The organism is Cobetia sp. 10Alg 146 (assembly GCF_029846385.1).
Classification (GTDB): Bacteria; Pseudomonadota; Gammaproteobacteria; order Pseudomonadales; family Halomonadaceae; genus Cobetia; species Cobetia marina.
The window spans coordinates 491,274-507,123 of the sequence record NZ_JARWKT010000001.1; the positions used below are offsets into that span (position 1 = coordinate 491,274).

Sequence of the window (15,850 nt, forward strand, 5' to 3'; positions counted from 1 at the left end):
GTCAGTTCCCCTGCGGTGACGGGCCCTGGCACCAGCCATCCCTGACACCGCTTGCCAGGGAGGCCCCGCGCGATGCCAGATGCGCGAGGAAGGCATCCAGCACCTCCGGGTCGGCCTGATAGGCGTCTTCATCACATGCCTCACCGGCCGGCATGCCTGCACGACGCTGCAACAGCTCACGAGGACGCGCCTCACCCAGCCAAGCCAGGCTGGCAAGCTGACGGTGGCCGTCGGCATCGCGCTCGAGATGCACGATCAGCGCCCCGCTCAGACGCACCATCTCCTCGATCACCTGACGGTCCGGATGAGCACTGCTCATCAAGGCCAGTGCCAGCATGCGCACCGGCACATCCAGCGCGCCATTGGCATGCAGGGTGGTCAGGCTGCCGTCATGCCCCACCGTCATGGCCTGCAGCATCTCGAAGACTTCACCACCACGTGCCTCGCCGACGATGATACGGTCCGCGCGCATCCTCAATGCCGCGCGCAGAAGCTCCCCCAGCCCCTGTGGGCGCGGCGTGTCTCCGGCGACGGGATAGCTTTCCAGCCTGACGACATGCGGATGCTGCAGATCCAGCTCGGCGCACTCCTCCACGCTCACCAGCCGCTCGCGCGCATTGATGTAACCGGCCAGATGGTTGAGCAAGGAGGTCTTGCCGGCCCCGGCACCGCCACTGATGACGATGTTGAGCCGAGCGATCACGGCCGCTTCCAGCAACGCCAGCAGGCCCGGACTCAAAAATCCGCTGTCCACGAGCCTCGCCCCGGTGAGATGGTGCCGGCGGAACCGGCGAATCGAGACGAGGATGCCATCGGGGGTCAGGGGTGCGCAGACTGCATGCAGACGACTGCCATCGGCCAGACGTGCATCCACGATGGGGTTTGAGGCATCCAGGTGCTTGCCGAGCGGCGCGATCAGGCGCGCGACGAAGCGCTGCAGATGCGCCTCGTCGTCGAAACTGAGTGAGGTGGCCTCCAGTCGCCCGCCGCGATCCACCCAGATCTCATCAGCGCCATTGACGAGGATGTCACTGACGCTCTCATCACTCATCAACTCGGTGAGCGGACCGAAACCACAGAGATCATTGGTCAGACTGGCCAGCAGTCGCTCGCGACTGGGCCCATCGAGCTGGATCTGGTACTCCTCGCAGAGCACGGTGAGGGATGAGGCCAGGCGCTGCTGCACCCCTTCCATGGCAGTCTGGTGATCCCCCTCCAGGTCACCCTGGCGCGTCGCAAGGCGACGATAACGCACGGCCTGTCCCTGCTCATCGGCCAGACGCGTGACCAGTACGCGCTTGAGACGATCCATGATCTCGGGCGCGATCAAGACACGTGTTTCAGCAACTGAGACCTCCTCCACTTCGCTCACCGCGAGGCGTTCAGCATCCTGTGAGGACGCTCGACCACGTCGCATGCGTGACAGTGCGCCGTTCATGAGGAAATCCTCATCCCACCAGCCGCTGCCTTCAGGGCATCGCCCCGACAGTGCCCTGCCGTCGCCAGGCGCAGCAGATGGGCACGTGCCGGTTGATGGTCCTGCCTGCTGGCCAGACTGGCATCGAACTGACGGCAGGCGTTCGCCAGATGCCCCTGCGCCTCATTGATCAAGCCACGGTGATACTCCACCCGCCAGGCCGGCGCCCCGAGACGCGAGGCCAGCGTCAACTGCTGCTCGGCATCGTCATAACGCCCCTCGACATAGCCCACCGCCGCCAGCCCTTCATAGAGACCGGCATAATTCGGGTGCAGCAACATGCCACGTTCAAGCACGTTGCGCGCCAGGGTCGTGTTGCCCTCTTCCAGCGCCAACTGACTGCGCAGCACGAAGGCCTCCGGCGGGTGCGAGGGCCCGATGCTCATCTGATCGAGGAAGAACTGGGCCTTGTCTCCACGCCCCGCCGCATGACTCAGCAAGGCATTGAAGTACAGGACTTCGGGATTGCGCGGGTACTCGACATGCAGCCGCTCCGCTTCCCGCAGCAGGCGCTGACAATCCACCATCGGGCTCGCCACATCCTCAAGCTCCAGACAGGTTCGGCCCTGCACCATCAACTGCTGATAGCGCTCGTTGAGGTACTCGAGGCGATCTCCGGCATCCGGGCGAGACTCCCGCATGCTGTCGATGGAGCCACAGCCAGCCAACCACCCCACCATCACGCCCAGTACCCCAAGACGACACACGGATTCACGAATGTTCATGACGGACTCCTCAACGCGAAGATGGCAGACGACTCAGCGGCATGTCGGCAAGACGGCTGGCACCATCCGGGAAACTCCACTGGGCGACTTCATTGATCGGCTCCCGTATCAAGGTGGGGGTCACGATGATGACCAGCTCCTTGTCGACATCGGAACGATTGAAGGAGCGTGTCATCCAGCCGAGCAGCGGGACGTCACTGGCGCCGGGCACGCGGTCTTCCTGGCCACTCATGTCACGCGAGACCAGTCCGCCCAGAATCAGCGGCTGCCCGTCGCGCAGGCGCGTGGTGGTGCGCAGGCTGCGCACATTGAAGGCGGTACTGTTGAGTTCGGAGCCGGTGCTGTCGGCAATCTGCTGAGTCAGCAGGGTGTCCGGCGTCGAGATGGTGGGCAGCACATCCAGCGTGATGCGATCATTTTCATCGACCAGGGCACGCACGCTGAGCTGGACCCCGAACGACTTGAAGTCAGTCCCGCTGAACACCCCGTTGGTGTTGGCGCCCAGGGTGTCATCCTGGCCCACGCCGGAGGGCGCGAAGGCGGACGGGACCGGAATCTCGCCGCCGACCTGGAAGACCGAGCTCTCGCCGGCCAGTACCGTCAAGGTCGGACGCGACAGCGTGCGCGAGATGCCTTCGTTCTCCATCAGGCTGAACAGCAGGTCAAAGGCGATGTCACTGCCGCCGATCTGCAGGTTGTTGATCAGGGTGCCATCCAGAATCTGCAGGGCATTCTCGAGCCCCGAGGCACCGGCGGCGCCGGTCTCGCCCAGCGCCAGCGGACCACTGGCGTTGTAGCCGTTGGTCATGATGCTCAGGTCCGGACGCCAGGCCTTCATGCGCGAGCGATTGACCTCATGCATCTGGATCGCCACCCGTACCTGCGGCACGTCACGCACCTCGATCATCGAGATGAGGCGCCCTCCCGCGATGGAAAGCACCTTGGAGCGGGCGATGTTGTTGCGGATGTTGTTGCTCAGGCTGCCGCCACCACCGACACCACTGCTGGAGGTGATCGAGCCTCCATAGCCCCCGGCGCGAGCGTTGTCCCCCATCAGCGCCCCGGACTCATCCGCCAGCACATCGATCCCCGCATCACCACCGGCCAGCGGACTGCCCCCGACGACGCGCGCCGCGACGTTCAGAATCCGCGTCAACGCCACCTGATCACGCACCTCCCCTTCCAGCAGGAAGGTATCGAAGAGATCATTGGGCATCTCACCGAATTGCAGCCGCCTGACCGTGACCTCCTCTCCCCCCAGCGACGCGATGGCCTCCTTGAGCTTGTCGGCAACCGGCTTGGGCTTCTGGGTCACCTTGATGAGGTTGATGACCGGGCTTGCCATGCTGGTGCTCATGCCCATCGTCGGTGCTCCTGCCTGCAGCCCCATGGCGGCGGCAGGCTGGGCGGCGCCACGCTGACCGGAGAGCAGGTAATCCATCGCGGCCTGCTGGGCGGCCTGGCGATAGTCTGCCGTGGGCACCTTGCCGCGCATCACCAGTACAGGCCTGTCCGGGGCGGAATGAATGGAGATGGAGGGGTGAATCTCGCGCAGCGCACTGCCCAGGACACTCAGATCCGGGCTCACGCTGAACAGAAAGGATTCGTTGCTGCCATCGGCGTACCACACCATCACCGTGGTACGACCGACTTCCTTGCCCAGCATCAGGACTTCACGGCCGCCGATCACCTCGACCTCGATGATGCTCTGCTTGCCGACGGCAATGCGTTCGATGTCCTTGCCGAAGGCCAATCGCGCGTGCGTCCACTGCACCAGGGTGCGCGAACGGGAACTGCCGCTGCTGTAGGCCGTATCCACATTGATGAGCCCGGCGGCGGGGAGATCACTGCCGACCAAGGCCGGCTTTCCCACGGCAAGGGGAGCACTGTCCACCTCGGCCGCAATGACGAGATGACTTGTGCCGGCACTGAAAAGTGCCAGACACAACAGGAGACGAGGGGTCTCGGGAAGAAGAGTGGAAAGCTTGTTCATGGGCACTCCGGGGTAAGGCTGATCTCGAGGATCACGCCGAGACCGCTGATCCAAGAAAGACGTTTTCGGTATTCCTTTCACGAATCGTCGGGCATCAGATGAGGAAAAGGCCCTGTCTCCACCAGCGGAAATCCTACAGCGTTATGTCCACGCTTCGACGCTGCAATCCCTGGAAGATCTCGATTTGACGCGTCTGAACGGCAGGTGCGATTGGCAAGCGATGTTTGACCTCCTTGCCATGCAATACCAATGACACTCTTTCCTGGGCGCCCAGACTTGCAAGCCGGAAGATATCCTCAGGAAGAGCCGCGATGACCAGGCCGGATGTCTGACTGGAAGACTTGCCGATGGCCTGGGGTGACAGCGATGACAGGGGGCCACTCTCCACCGGAGAAGGCTGCGGATTGTTCATGGTACCCATCAGGCGAACCTGCTGTGCGATGACACGGACTCGCCCGTTCAGGCTACCGATGACATCGAAGGTATCACTGGGTTTTATCTGTGAGACGGGGAAGGAATGACTCGCCATGGGGAGCGAGAAAAGTACTCTGTCCTCAGGAATGTAGTGCGAGAGACTTTGACGTTTCACCGGCTGGAGATCCTGAGGCTGGATGACATCCCCCGGCAGACGATTGCGCGTCATGACCTTGCCGATTGCCATGCTCATGTCCTGCAACCCTCCTGCCACATCCTTCATCATCTTGAGTTCCAGCATCTGAGGGGTGACGATCTGACCCCGAGCGATGAGATCGTTGGCCACCAGCACCTCTTCAGCCCCCACACGCTCGTACTGTCGATACCCCAACAGGCTTGCCATCGAGGTGGATATCAGGAAAACGACCATGGCGATCGTCGTGCTGCCATTGAGACGAATGTTCATGGCATCCTCCGATATTCAGTTATGGCATGGCGGGCGGGCCGGGGATCCTGACGCTGATACCCGACCCGTGACGATGTCGATTACGGAGTGAAGCTGCTGGCACTTGCCGCATCATCCGCAGCGCCACCCGTACTTGGCCCGGAGCCATTTGCAGCGCCGGACTCGGTGAAGTCGACCGCCACGAAATCAAAGGTGACTTCGTCACCGGCATTGGTATCGGTACTGTCAATGAAGCCCGAACCTTCCAGGAATGCCGTACCTTCCGCGTTGACCAGACCATCAAATGCATAGGATTGATCAAGCTGCCCGATCGCCTCCGCGACATCCTCCATTTCCGCCGTCAATGAATCTCGCATGGTGACAAGTCCTACCACCATACCGATGACCATCACCGAGAGAATCAACACCAACTCGGTCGTCATCACGAAACCTGCCTGGGACTTCTTGGTTGTCTTTTTCATCTGAGAATCTCCAGTGAGGATATCTGCGTCAGCGTCGCTTTCCTGTCCGACAATTCGTGGCCACCGTCAGACTGTCATCTGCATCGTCTGCCCACGCCATGAAGACTAATGGATTCAGAGAGTTTCAACTGCAAACCAATGTGTCGCGCCATGTCACACCGGAAATGGCGTAGCCATCAGGCATGAAAAAGGCACTGTGCGAGTCGCATCAGTGCCTTTTTCGATCAATGTTGGTCGGCTTGGAAAGCGCCGCTCAGACGCCGTGAGGAATCACCGGCAGAATCGCCAGCCCCGTGTGCCGAGATGGAAATGATCACGATGTGCCGCGTTGTAATCCGGCCCCAGCACGGTGCCGAAGCTCTCGCAGGCAGCGTCCTGCACGGCGCGCAGGAAACGCCCCGGGGCATCCTCATCCTCTGGTGCCGTCCAGTCGCGTGGCAGGCGGACCTGACGCCCATCCGCCAGCGTGAAGCCTGAGACATCCAGCGCATCTGCGGTGGCATGCTCACTGCGACGTGCGTTCTCCCGCCCATAGATGTTGCGACAGGCATAGCTCCCCAGATGGGTCACCTGCGTCACCCTACTCCCCATCACCTCCTGCGCCGCCGTCTGCAGGCCATGGCGCTCGAAACGCAACCAGCTCACGGCCAATGGACAGCTGGCGATGAAGGACTGGTTGAAGCGAACGCCCTGCCCCTTGTCCGTGTCCCCGGGCACGGCATGCATGCGCACGCTGTTGATGAGCCCACAGCCACTGTCACTGGGGCGATCTGGCAGAAAGGTCACCCGTTGCGGGGCTTCCCGCTCGACAAAGGCGCGACAGGCGGCCGGATCATCGTCGAGTCGTGAGAGCTTCCAGCCGGTCAGCATGCCGGGCGGGTCGGCCAGCTGCAGAGGCGTCCACGGCAGATGATGCTCGGGTATCCAGCGTGACAGCACGAGGATGTCCCGCTGAAGCGCGACGCCCAGCAGGATGACTGCCAGGCACATCAGCGTGACCCAGCGGCCCTTGCGTCCTGCCTTGCGTTGCGGTCTGTCCATGACATGTCTCCTCTTCGTGGCTCGAGTCCCTCGTCGCCGTGCTCGGCTCCCGGCATGCCTGAGACATCTCCCATGCATGCCATATCAGAAACAGTGAAATGAAGGATGAGGCGCTGCCAGACACTCGCCTGTCCACTATGCTGGGCGCAATCCAGCAGAGCGGTCAGACGCACCCTGATGGGCCGCGATCCTCTGACTGCCTCTGCACGGCAACGCGATTTCAGGAGCGAACATGACGACAGCATCCACCTCACGACTGGGCAGGATACCGCTCTCGGTGCTGGACCTTGCCCCCATCCGAGACACCGGCAGTGTTGCCGAAACCTTCCACAATAGCGTCAGCCTCGCCCAGCATGTCGAAGCGCTGGGCTTTCATCGCCTGTGGCTGGCAGAGCATCACAACATCGATGGGATCGCCAGTGCCGCGACATCAGTGCTGATCGGCCATGTCGCCGGCAAGACATCACGTCTGAGAGTCGGCTCCGGCGGCATCATGCTGCCCAACCATCCCCCTCTGGTGGTGGCCGAGCAGTTCGGTACCCTGGCCACGCTCTATCCTGACCGCATCGACCTGGGACTCGGGCGAGCGCCGGGCTCCGATGGCATCACCATGCAGGCGATGCGCCGCGATCCCTCCGCCGGCGTGCACGACTTCCCTCAGCGGCTGGCCGAGCTTGAGCAGTACCTGGGCGAGGCCTCCCCCGCTCAGCGCGTCAAGGCCATGCCGGGCCAAGGCACGCATGTGCCCCTGTGGCTGTTGGGGTCGAGTGATTTCAGTGCACGCCTGGCGGCCGAGAAGGGACTGCCCTTCGCCTTCGCCGGCCAGTTCGCGCCCGGCTACATGCTGGAGGCCATCCGGCTCTATCGTGAGAACTTCACGCCCTCCGCGGTGCTGGACGCGCCCTACGTGATGCTCGGCCTGCCGTTGATCGCCGCCGAGAGCGATGAACGCGCCCACTTCCTGGCCAGCACCCAGCAACAGAAGTTCCTGAACCTGATCCGCGGTGAGAGCACGCGCGCCCTGCCACCCCGCGAGACGCTGGACTGGTCAGCGCGGGAGGAAGCCATGGTCGGCCAGAATCTGGCAGCCGCCATCATCGGTGGGCCTGAGCGCATTCACCGCGAACTCGAGCACTTGCTGGAAGTGACGCAGGCGGACGAATTGATGTTCAACTCAGACTTCTATGACCATGCAGACCGTCTGAAGAGCTACGAGATACTCGCCGAGGTCGCCAGGCGTTGACCGAAAGGGGATTTCCCCACCACGCCCCACCCTCCTGCCCCACGCAAGACGCCGCCCACATGACATGTGAGCGGCGTCTTGCTGTCAGAGCACAGGCTCGGCTCAATGGTGATCGCGCGGGTTCACTCGGCGATTCTTGACGTCCGGTGCACGACGGATGCGGTCTTCCTCGGCCAGGCTATCAGCCTCGAAGACATCCGCACCGACCGGTGTCTCGCCATGACGGCGATAGAGCTGGCTGAGCATCTGGCGGCGGTCTGCACGCAGCTCCTTCACCAGCACCACGATCATTCCGTAAAGAATGAAGGTGAAGGGCAAGGCCGAGAGGACCGAGGCCGACTGCAGGCCCTTGAGACCGCCCGTCGAGATCAGCGTCAGACAGATGGCCGCGATCAGCACGCCCCAGACCACACGCTTGTAGAGCGGCGGGTTGATCGAGCCGGCGTCCGTCATCTGCGCCACGATATAGGAAGCGGAATCCGCCGACGTCACCAGGAACACGAAGATCAGCAATATCGCGACAACGGACAGCACATTGCTGAAGGGCATCAGATCGAACATCTCGAACAGCGCGGACGTGATGTTGGCATCCGTTGCGGCAGCCAGTCCGACATCCCCGCCCAGCTCCATGTTGAGCGCCGCGCCACCGAAGACACCGATCCACAGACAGGCCAGCAGCGGCGGCACGATCAGCACGCCCACCACATATTCCTTGATGGTGCGTCCCCGCGAGACACGCGCCACGAAGGTACCGACGAAGGGTGACCAGGCGATGACCCATGCCCAGTAGAAGACGGTCCAGGAACTGTTCCAGTCATTGCCGTCATAGGGCGACATGCGCAGACTCATGCCGATGAAGTTCTGCAGATAATCGCCGATCCCCAGCGTGATCGTCTTGAGGATGTCCAGCGTCGGCCCGGTGAACAGCACATAGAGCATCAGCGCGATGCAGATGCTCATGTTGAGGTTGGACAGCCGCTTGATGCCCTTGTCGAGCCCGGACCAGGTCGAGGCCATGTAGGCACAGAACATCACCCCCATGATGATGAACTGCCACTGCCAGCTCTCCTCCACTCCGAAGACGAAGTGCAGACCACCATTCATCTGCAACACACCAAGCCCCAGCGACGTCGCGACCCCCATCACGGTGGCCACCACCGCGAAGACATCCAGAACTGGCCCGTAGCGGCGCACCTTGGGGTGCTTGGCCGTCACGGACGACAGCACCGAGGAGACCAGCCCCGCCTGCCCTTTCCTGAACTGGAAATAGGCGATGATCAGCCCGACGACCGAGAAGGCGGCCCACTGATGGACGCCCCAGTTGAAGAAGGCATATTGGATGGCGTAGCGCGCGGACTCAGGCGTCTCCCCCGGCATGTCACCGAAGGGAGGCTTCAGATAGTGCTGCATGGGCTCTGCCATGCCGTAGAACACCAGCCCGACCCCGAACCCCGCCGCCAACAGCATGCTGACCCAGGAAAAGAAGCTGTAGGAAGGCCGGCAATCCTGCGGCCCGAGACGGATCTTGCCGTATTTGCTCAGCGCGAGGCTGACCAGAAAGATCACGAAACCAAAGACGGAAATCAGATAGAACCAGCCGAACATGCTGGTCACGGCGCCAAGCGCCTGATCAGCCAATTCACCGAAACGGGTGGGGAATCCTGCCCCCAACGCGACCAGACCCAGAATGATGATGACTGACGCGCTGAATACGCGCTTTCCTCCAGATGTCATATATCGCTACTCCCTGTTAGCTGTGACAGCGGTGAGGTGGATCGCGCACCAGCGAGAAACGAGTAGCGCTATCGCCAACGAATATTCGCAGTGCCTTGTAGACATGACTCTGATTCCCCAGAACTTCAAGGGCTAGCGACGGAAAACTTGCGTCTGGCCGGCGCTGGGTGCGCCAAGGGGCAGGCAGATGACGGGCATCATCCTGATGTCGGAAAGCGGCGTGTGAATTCATGGCAGGCGAAGCTTGCCAGATGATTCCTGACAGGCAGCTCATGACAGGCGGTTTTTGGCAGGCGGCTCCTGACGGGCATTGGCGAACACGCCGAAAGACTTCTACATTACTTGTACACAAGTGATAGAAAGATGACCTGCCACGGAGAGAATCCCCGATGCCTGTTCAAGCCTCCACCTCGCGCCACACGGCGAACACCGAGAATGCCACCCTCCCTACAACGCCCCCTGACACACTGCATGTCAGCTCACCTGCCGAGCGGCAGGCTGAGGCCAGCATGACGCTCGACTCCCTGTCGCGCGCCCTGCAACAGGGCATGGTGCCGGTCGTCGAGGTCATGTCATTGGATGGCATCTACAAGGTGCGCATTCACCACTGCCACGGCATTTCCGATCTGACTCGCCTTGATGGCAAGGCCCTGTGGTTCAAGGGCACGGGAGAGATACGCGACCTCATGAGATCGCGGGGCATCAGTCACGGCGTGCTGACCTGGGCGGATCAGTGGGGGGATGAGATGATCGGCATGGTGTCGCGCTCCCTCACTCAGGAGGAATTGCTGGCCTGGGGAACGCGGATCTGCTTTCGCTAGCGATGACACGCCCAACGCCTCGCAGGCTCTGTGGGGCTCTCCGGCAAGCACGCCCTTCTGCCACCAGCTCCTGCTGCCAGCTCCCACCGCTACGTCCCATGACAAGACAGGCCCCCGGAGAGACTCCGGGGGCCTGTCTTGTCGTCTTGCTTTCTTGCGTCACCCTCGCGTCACTCTTGCGTCACTCTCGCGTCACCCTCCCGCCGACGCCGCTGACCTCATCTGTCGACACCCAAGGATAGACACCCAGGGATGGACACTGGCCAGGCTCAGACCTCGGCCGCTTCTGGCGCTGTCTCGGGATGCCTTTCCAGCAGCGCCAGCAGGTGGGCCTTGCGTGCCTTGAACAACTCACGGTGCTCATAGTCTCGCTTGTAGGTCTGCTTGGAGACCACGGCCGTCTCGAACACCTCGAACGGTGCACCATTGCTGGCGAAGCGATTGTCCAGCGCCATGAACGCCTCGATCAGAGAAGGCGTGTAGTGCTGACGCAGGCTCTCGTTGAAGAAGTAGCCCACCGAGAAATACGGCATGAAACCGTGGCGCTCGGCGTCCCGAACGAAATCGGCATACAGCAGCGTGGGATGCTGACGGCCGATCCCCAGCTTCGCGTGATTCTTGGCACGATTGGACACGAACACGGCCGTCTGGCGTGGCTGGAACAGATGCTCCACGAACAGTGCCAGAACCCGCGTGACCACCGGGGCCCCTTGCCGGGCGGCGATGAACCAGGCTTCCACGGGCCGGCTGGGCGCCTTGTGCTGACGGAAGGTGAAGACGCCATGTCTGGCGGTGGCGCCGGGCAACCATATCTCGAGCGGCGCCAGGCAGAACGTCGTGGCATCCGCCCAGATGCCACCGAAGCGACTCAACAGATAGAGTCTGAGAACATCCGTCTTCATCGCCATCGACAGCCTGACGGTGGATAGCTCGAACGCTGCCATGAGGTCCACGCCCAGCACCTGCTCGAGATTGTCAGCGTTCAACAGGCGCACTTCGTGATCCGGATTCTGTCTCTGCCAGGATGCCACGCTCAACTGCACCACTTCCGGCGCCTCTTGTAGCGGGGCGTGCCAATACATCCAGATGATCTTCTCGACGCCCTGCTGCTCTTCACTCGTCTGGCATTCGCACGCGGCGCGCAGATGCTCAAGCGCCGCAGAGGCTTGCTGATGCCGAGGGGTGCCGGGCTCAAGCTGGTCAATGCCGTAATGGGCGTCGTAGCGACGACTGAACCAGGGGACACGCTTGCGCAGCCAATAGCCCTTGTTTTCAAAGGTATCACTGGCAATGAAGGCGTTGATCATCACGATTTCCGAAAGACGAAGAGGTAGCTCCAGAAGCCACGAGGGAGCGATGAATGGACAGGACTGCCGGCATCTCGACACGCGACGGTATCAGGCACAGCGGCTTGCGACGCTGTGGCGACACCCTTGTGACGCTTTTTCGATGACGGCACTCCCGCGATGTTACAACAGCCGGCCAGTGCCGTCCTGCGGGTGCACAATGTCAGTCGTTCACCTCGGACGGCATCGTGTCATGCCGGCTCCTGCACCTGGTGGCCTGCCTCCCGGCAGCGTTCGGGGAATTCCTCCCAATGCTTGATGAGCTGCCAGGCGCCGGTATCCCGCAGCACCTCGGCGTGGCCCGGCGGAATGTGGCTGGCCCCCAGATGCCCCACGACCTTGAGACCCGCAGCCACGGCTGCCTGCATTCCCGTGCGGCTATCCTCCACCACCAGGCATTCCTCGGCGGAACGACCCAGCGTCTTGAGGGCGAGCAGATAGAGGTCGGGCGCCGGCTTGGGGTTGATGACGTCATCGGAGGTGAAGATCGGCAGTTCGCGGTCGCCATTGGCCGCGGCGATCTCGTCCAGAATGCCACGCAGTCCCGAGCTCTCGAGATTGATCTTCATGCGTGAGGCGGAGCTGTTGGACACCACCGCCAGGGGCAGGCGCTGATCGCGAATCCACTCGAGCGTCTTCACCACGCCCGGCATGGCCTCGAGGCCATTGGCGAGACGCTGATCCACCTCCAGACGAACCTGCTCCAGGGCATCGGCCGGCAGGCGATGCTGACTGCGGCCTTCCAGGTCCACCAGGATGTCACGCGTCATCATCCCCAGGCAGCGATCCAGCTCATGCTCGATCTGCTCGCTCGTGCCGAGATCCGGCAGCCACAGCGGCAGCTTCTCCTTGAGCACGCCGTCGGCAATGATCTCGCTATCGACCAGGACTCCATCACAATCAAATATCAGCTGTTTCATTCAATCTCCAGGCAATCAAAGGGAGGTGCATGGCATCGGCCTGTCACCCGAGGGGGCTTGTCAGGGCAACGATGACGCCATGACAGTCATCATTACCCTCATTCATGAGGGCGGAGGCGACACAAGGCAATCCTTGAGCACGAATTGCCGTGTTCCGAACGTCACCATCGCGCATCCCTTGACCTCGCCAAGCAAGATGCACTGCAATGAGAAGGTGTGACAGGGATTCTCACTTACTCGAGACGACCACGCAGGAGGAAGTATGCAACATCGTACGTCCACCCCATGCCATCACGCCTCACATTCCACGCGCGGCTTCGGCACTGGCCTGCTCGCTGGCGCGGCCGCGGCGACCGCCTTCTTTCTGGGGCGCCGTCTCAACAGTGCTCGCAAGGTCAGCAGTGGCCATCCGCTCAAGCACCAGGTGCTGGACGCGGCCTCGCAGGTCATGCAGCGCAAGTACCCGATGGAAGCGATGAGCACCTACCTCAACGGCTTCCACCATTACGCCGATGACATGGGCCGCCAGGTGGAAGCCAGTCATTTCTGCATCCACCTGGAACATGATCTCCACCAGTGCGTCATCTTCGATTCCAACCGCAGCGACGCACGTCTGATCGGGATCGAGTACATCATCAGCGCCGAACGTTACGAGCGTCTCCCCGAAGAAGAGAAGCCGCTCTGGCACAGCCATCACTATGAGGTGAAGTCCGGCATCCTGGTGGCTCCGGGCATCCCGGAACTGGCCGAGCGCAGTTACTTCGAGGATCTGGTCACGACCTACGGCAAGACCTTCCACACCTGGCAGATCGACCGCGACGACTTCCCCTACGGGATTCCGCAACTGATGATGGCCTTCACCCGTGACGGCCAGATCGACGAGGAGCTGATGAAGCGCCGCGATGAACGCCTGGGCATCAGCACCGAGGAGCGCCGCCGGAAGCGTGCGGATATCGCGATGCCCAAGGTCAGTCCGAAGGCCAATGGCGGCCCGACACCGCCTGACAACGAGTCGCATCAGCCGCCTCACGAGAGCCTGGACGACCAGCGCTGACCCTCTCTCGACAGCGAATGACGCGACTCATGACAGCACTCATGACAGCACTCATGACAGCACTCATGACAGGGCGCCCGGCAATTGCCGGGCGCCCTGTCATCTGAGCAAACCACTCGGGGTGGCTTCTTCTCGGCACCACCTCGATCGTGGCGGTCGTGCTGGTTGTAGTTCTGGTCGTCGCTCTGGTCGTCGTGCTAATCGTCGCTCTGGTTGTCGTGCCGCGGTTTTCCCTCACGTGAGGTGGAGGCCATCTTCTCGAGTTCCTCCTCGCTCATGGAGTCGTACATCGAACGCGCCGCGCCCTCCAGCTCGCTCGCCTTCTGCTCTCCCCGGCGCGCGGCCAACGCCGCTCCTGCTGCCATCTGCTGTGCTCTGGACTTGGCTGGCATGACTCTCCTCCCGTCACTCTGGATGAATTTCATGCGCCATGATCGGCGCCAGCGAGCCTGACGCGGTGACTCGCTGTCATGCTCATTCACCGCCATGCGGCTCTCCCGCGAGCTTTTCAAGCCTCGACAAGCCTTGAGTTTCGCCCCGCTGACCCAAGGCCATGAACAACAGGCCACGTCTTGTCTGCGATGCGCCAGCCACAGCGTACCGCTCATCCATGCAAGCGCCATATGCCATCCATCGATAGGCCCCGTTCACCCGCAGGAGAGCCGCCATGCCCGACGCCGAATTCCCCCTCGACCTGACGCCACATTCCGCCCAGGATGACCTGACCACCCTGGACGCCGAGCAGCTGTCGCGCGGCTATCAACGTGGCCAGTTCGACCCGCTGCAAGTGACACAGGCAGTGCTCGCCCGTATCGAGCGACTCAATCCGGCGGTCAACGCCTACGTGCATGTCGCGCATGACACGGCGCTGGAGGCGGCGCATCACGCCAGACAGCGCTGGCAGGCGGGCAAGCCCCTGAGCCCGCTCGATGGCATCCCGATCTCGCTGAAGGATCTCACCGATGTCGCCGGCATGCCGGCGCGCGAGGGCTCGCTCACCACGGCGGCCACGCCCTGTCAGCAGGACGCCCCTCCGGTGCGGCGCCTGCGCGAGGCAGGCGCGATTCTGCTGGGCAAGACCAATACCCCCGAGTTCGGCTGGAAGGCCGTCACCGACAATCGCGTGCATGGCGCCACCGGCAATGCCTGGAATACCGCGCTGACCCCGGGCGGCTCTTCAGGGGGGGCGGCCACCGCCGCCGCCCTGAACCTGGGAGTCCTGCATCAGGGCGGGGATTCCGGCGGGTCAATTCGCATTCCTGCCGCCTTCAGTGGTGTCTTCGGCTTCAAGCCCACCTTCGGCTGGACAGCCCAGTGGCCTCCCGCCCAGGCCGCGTCCCTGTCCAGTATCGGGCCGCTCACCCGCAGCCCGCGCGACGCCGCCGCCATGCTCAATGTCATCGGCCGTCATGATGCACAGGACCCCTACGCCACCCGCGGACAACCCGAGGATTGGGGCGTGGAGATCGGCACGCCACTGACAGGCCTGCGAATCGCCTACTCCCCGCGCCTCGGGCAGGCCGATGTCGACCCCGGGATCGCCAGTCGGGTAGCACGCGCCGCAGAGCGTCTGGCAGGGCTTGGCGCCGAGATCGTGGAGGTCGATCCCCCCATCGACTCAAGCCTCGAGATGTTTCGCAAGATCTGGTTCACCGCGTCGCTAGGGGTCTGGAAAGGCTGTGATGCCCGCCAGCGCGAACAGCTCGACCCCGGCCTGGTCGAGAATGCCATGCGTGCCCGCGACTGGACCTCGCTGGAGTTGTTCGAGGCCTTCGAGGCCAGGCACCGGCTCACCCAACAGCTTGAGCGCTTCCATCAGGACTACCCTCTGCTGCTGACGCCAAGCGTCGCCGTCCTCCCCTTCGCACTGAATCATCAGGTGCCGCCCGCCAGCCAATGGCACGACTGGGAGGAATGGGCGCCGTTCTCGTACCCCTTCAATCTGAGCGGCCAACCCGCCGCCTCGGTCCCCTGCGGATTCACTTCGCAGGGACTGCCGGTCGGCTTTCAGCTGGCAGGCGCCAGGCACGCTGACGTCCATCTCCTGAAAGCAGCCACCGCCTATATGGACGCCTACCCGACCGCGCACCCCGCCGAGCCCTACCGCCCGAGGTGAGGTCGCGCGGCCGCACTGGCTGACCGGCGACCTTCACAG

At 62.6% G+C, this 15,850-nt stretch carries 14 protein-coding genes; 4 read left to right on the top strand and 10 right to left on the bottom strand.

All coding sequences use genetic code 11. The annotated features are described in order from the left end of the window. Nucleotide 1 precedes the first annotated feature (1 nt). From QD172_RS02105 to QD172_RS02130, 6 genes are all read right to left on the bottom strand, one after another. Nucleotides 2–1,438, bottom strand: coding sequence for an ATPase, T2SS/T4P/T4SS family (locus QD172_RS02105; RefSeq protein WP_176494093.1), 1,437 nt, complete (start codon nt 1,436–1,438; stop codon nt 2–4). After that, nucleotides 1,435–2,202: a hypothetical protein gene (locus tag QD172_RS02110; protein ID WP_279854746.1), complete on the bottom strand. Its 768-nt coding sequence runs from the start codon at nt 2,200–2,202 to the stop codon at nt 1,435–1,437. The genes QD172_RS02105 and QD172_RS02110 overlap by 4 nt, the downstream gene beginning before the upstream one ends. A 10-nt stretch (nt 2,203–2,212) precedes the next feature. Next, nucleotides 2,213–4,195 (bottom strand): pilus assembly protein N-terminal domain-containing protein, encoded by a 1,983-nt coding sequence (locus tag QD172_RS02115; protein ID WP_279854747.1) that lies wholly within the window; start codon nt 4,193–4,195, stop codon nt 2,213–2,215. Between the two features lie 133 nt (nt 4,196–4,328). Beyond that, nucleotides 4,329–5,075, bottom strand: a complete 747-nt coding sequence (locus QD172_RS02120; protein ID WP_176494095.1) for an SAF domain-containing protein — start codon at nt 5,073–5,075, stop codon at nt 4,329–4,331. Nucleotides 5,076–5,155: 80 nt separating this feature from the next. After that, complete coding sequence (locus tag QD172_RS02125) at nt 5,156–5,536, bottom strand: hypothetical protein (RefSeq protein ID WP_084208465.1); 381 nt, start codon at nt 5,534–5,536, stop codon at nt 5,156–5,158. 270 nt (nt 5,537–5,806) lie between these two features. Next, nucleotides 5,807–6,577: an extensin family protein gene (locus QD172_RS02130; RefSeq protein ID WP_279854748.1), complete on the bottom strand. Its 771-nt coding sequence runs from the start codon at nt 6,575–6,577 to the stop codon at nt 5,807–5,809. 232 nt (nt 6,578–6,809) lie between these two features. Between QD172_RS02130 and QD172_RS02135 the strand changes: the two genes are divergently transcribed. After that, on the top strand, nt 6,810–7,820 hold the full coding sequence (locus tag QD172_RS02135) for an LLM class flavin-dependent oxidoreductase (protein WP_191237162.1): 1,011 nt from the start codon (nt 6,810–6,812) through the stop codon (nt 7,818–7,820). A 102-nt stretch (nt 7,821–7,922) separates the two neighbouring features. On the opposite strand, the gene QD172_RS02140 is transcribed toward QD172_RS02135, so the two are convergent. After that, nucleotides 7,923–9,554, bottom strand: a complete 1,632-nt coding sequence (locus QD172_RS02140) for a BCCT family transporter (protein ID WP_077371258.1) — start codon at nt 9,552–9,554, stop codon at nt 7,923–7,925. Between the two features lie 389 nt (nt 9,555–9,943). Here QD172_RS02140 and QD172_RS02145 point away from each other — a divergent pair, with 389 nt between their 5' ends. Beyond that, nucleotides 9,944–10,375 (top strand): hypothetical protein, encoded by a 432-nt coding sequence (locus QD172_RS02145; protein WP_279854749.1) that lies wholly within the window; start codon nt 9,944–9,946, stop codon nt 10,373–10,375. Between the two features lie 269 nt (nt 10,376–10,644). On the opposite strand, the gene QD172_RS02150 is transcribed toward QD172_RS02145, so the two are convergent. Further along, nucleotides 10,645–11,682 (bottom strand): capsular polysaccharide synthesis protein, encoded by a 1,038-nt coding sequence (locus QD172_RS02150; protein WP_279854750.1) that lies wholly within the window; start codon nt 11,680–11,682, stop codon nt 10,645–10,647. A gap of 230 nt (nt 11,683–11,912) precedes the next feature. Further along, nucleotides 11,913–12,641, bottom strand: coding sequence for an HAD family phosphatase (locus QD172_RS02155; RefSeq protein WP_176494099.1), 729 nt, complete (start codon nt 12,639–12,641; stop codon nt 11,913–11,915). A gap of 262 nt (nt 12,642–12,903) precedes the next feature. Between QD172_RS02155 and QD172_RS02160 the strand changes: the two genes are divergently transcribed. Continuing rightward, nucleotides 12,904–13,695, top strand: a complete 792-nt coding sequence (locus tag QD172_RS02160) for an OBAP family protein (RefSeq protein ID WP_279854751.1) — start codon at nt 12,904–12,906, stop codon at nt 13,693–13,695. A 197-nt stretch (nt 13,696–13,892) separates the two neighbouring features. Here QD172_RS02160 and QD172_RS02165 read toward each other — a convergent pair whose 3' ends face one another. Then, nucleotides 13,893–14,087: a DUF3008 family protein gene (locus QD172_RS02165; protein WP_077371330.1), complete on the bottom strand. Its 195-nt coding sequence runs from the start codon at nt 14,085–14,087 to the stop codon at nt 13,893–13,895. A gap of 275 nt (nt 14,088–14,362) precedes the next feature. On the opposite strand from QD172_RS02165, the gene QD172_RS02170 reads away from it, so the two are divergent. Beyond that, nucleotides 14,363–15,811 (top strand): amidase, encoded by a 1,449-nt coding sequence (locus tag QD172_RS02170; RefSeq protein WP_279854752.1) that lies wholly within the window; start codon nt 14,363–14,365, stop codon nt 15,809–15,811. Nucleotides 15,812–15,850 lie beyond the last annotated feature (39 nt).

What these genes read in the sequence shown, in the direction of transcription:
- QD172_RS02140 (WP_077371258.1), bottom strand. Translation starts at nt 9,554, where the DNA reads ATGACATCTGGAGGAAAGCGCGTATTCAGCGCGTCAGTCATCATCATT.
- QD172_RS02170 (WP_279854752.1), top strand. Translation starts at nt 14,363, where the DNA reads ATGCCCGACGCCGAATTCCCCCTCGACCTGACGCCACATTCCGCCCAG.
- QD172_RS02130 (WP_279854748.1), bottom strand. Translation starts at nt 6,577, where the DNA reads ATGGACAGACCGCAACGCAAGGCAGGACGCAAGGGCCGCTGGGTCACG.
- QD172_RS02160 (WP_279854751.1), top strand. Translation starts at nt 12,904, where the DNA reads ATGCAACATCGTACGTCCACCCCATGCCATCACGCCTCACATTCCACG.
- QD172_RS02125 (WP_084208465.1), bottom strand. Translation starts at nt 5,536, where the DNA reads ATGAAAAAGACAACCAAGAAGTCCCAGGCAGGTTTCGTGATGACGACC.
- QD172_RS02115 (WP_279854747.1), bottom strand. Translation starts at nt 4,195, where the DNA reads ATGAACAAGCTTTCCACTCTTCTTCCCGAGACCCCTCGTCTCCTGTTG.
- QD172_RS02155 (WP_176494099.1), bottom strand. Translation starts at nt 12,641, where the DNA reads ATGAAACAGCTGATATTTGATTGTGATGGAGTCCTGGTCGATAGCGAG.
- QD172_RS02165 (WP_077371330.1), bottom strand. Translation starts at nt 14,087, where the DNA reads ATGCCAGCCAAGTCCAGAGCACAGCAGATGGCAGCAGGAGCGGCGTTG.
- QD172_RS02105 (WP_176494093.1), bottom strand. Translation starts at nt 1,438, where the DNA reads ATGAACGGCGCACTGTCACGCATGCGACGTGGTCGAGCGTCCTCACAG.
- QD172_RS02145 (WP_279854749.1), top strand. Translation starts at nt 9,944, where the DNA reads ATGCCTGTTCAAGCCTCCACCTCGCGCCACACGGCGAACACCGAGAAT.
- QD172_RS02110 (WP_279854746.1), bottom strand. Translation starts at nt 2,202, where the DNA reads ATGAACATTCGTGAATCCGTGTGTCGTCTTGGGGTACTGGGCGTGATG.
- QD172_RS02120 (WP_176494095.1), bottom strand. Translation starts at nt 5,075, where the DNA reads ATGAACATTCGTCTCAATGGCAGCACGACGATCGCCATGGTCGTTTTC.
- QD172_RS02135 (WP_191237162.1), top strand. Translation starts at nt 6,810, where the DNA reads ATGACGACAGCATCCACCTCACGACTGGGCAGGATACCGCTCTCGGTG.
- QD172_RS02150 (WP_279854750.1), bottom strand. Translation starts at nt 11,682, where the DNA reads ATGATCAACGCCTTCATTGCCAGTGATACCTTTGAAAACAAGGGCTAT.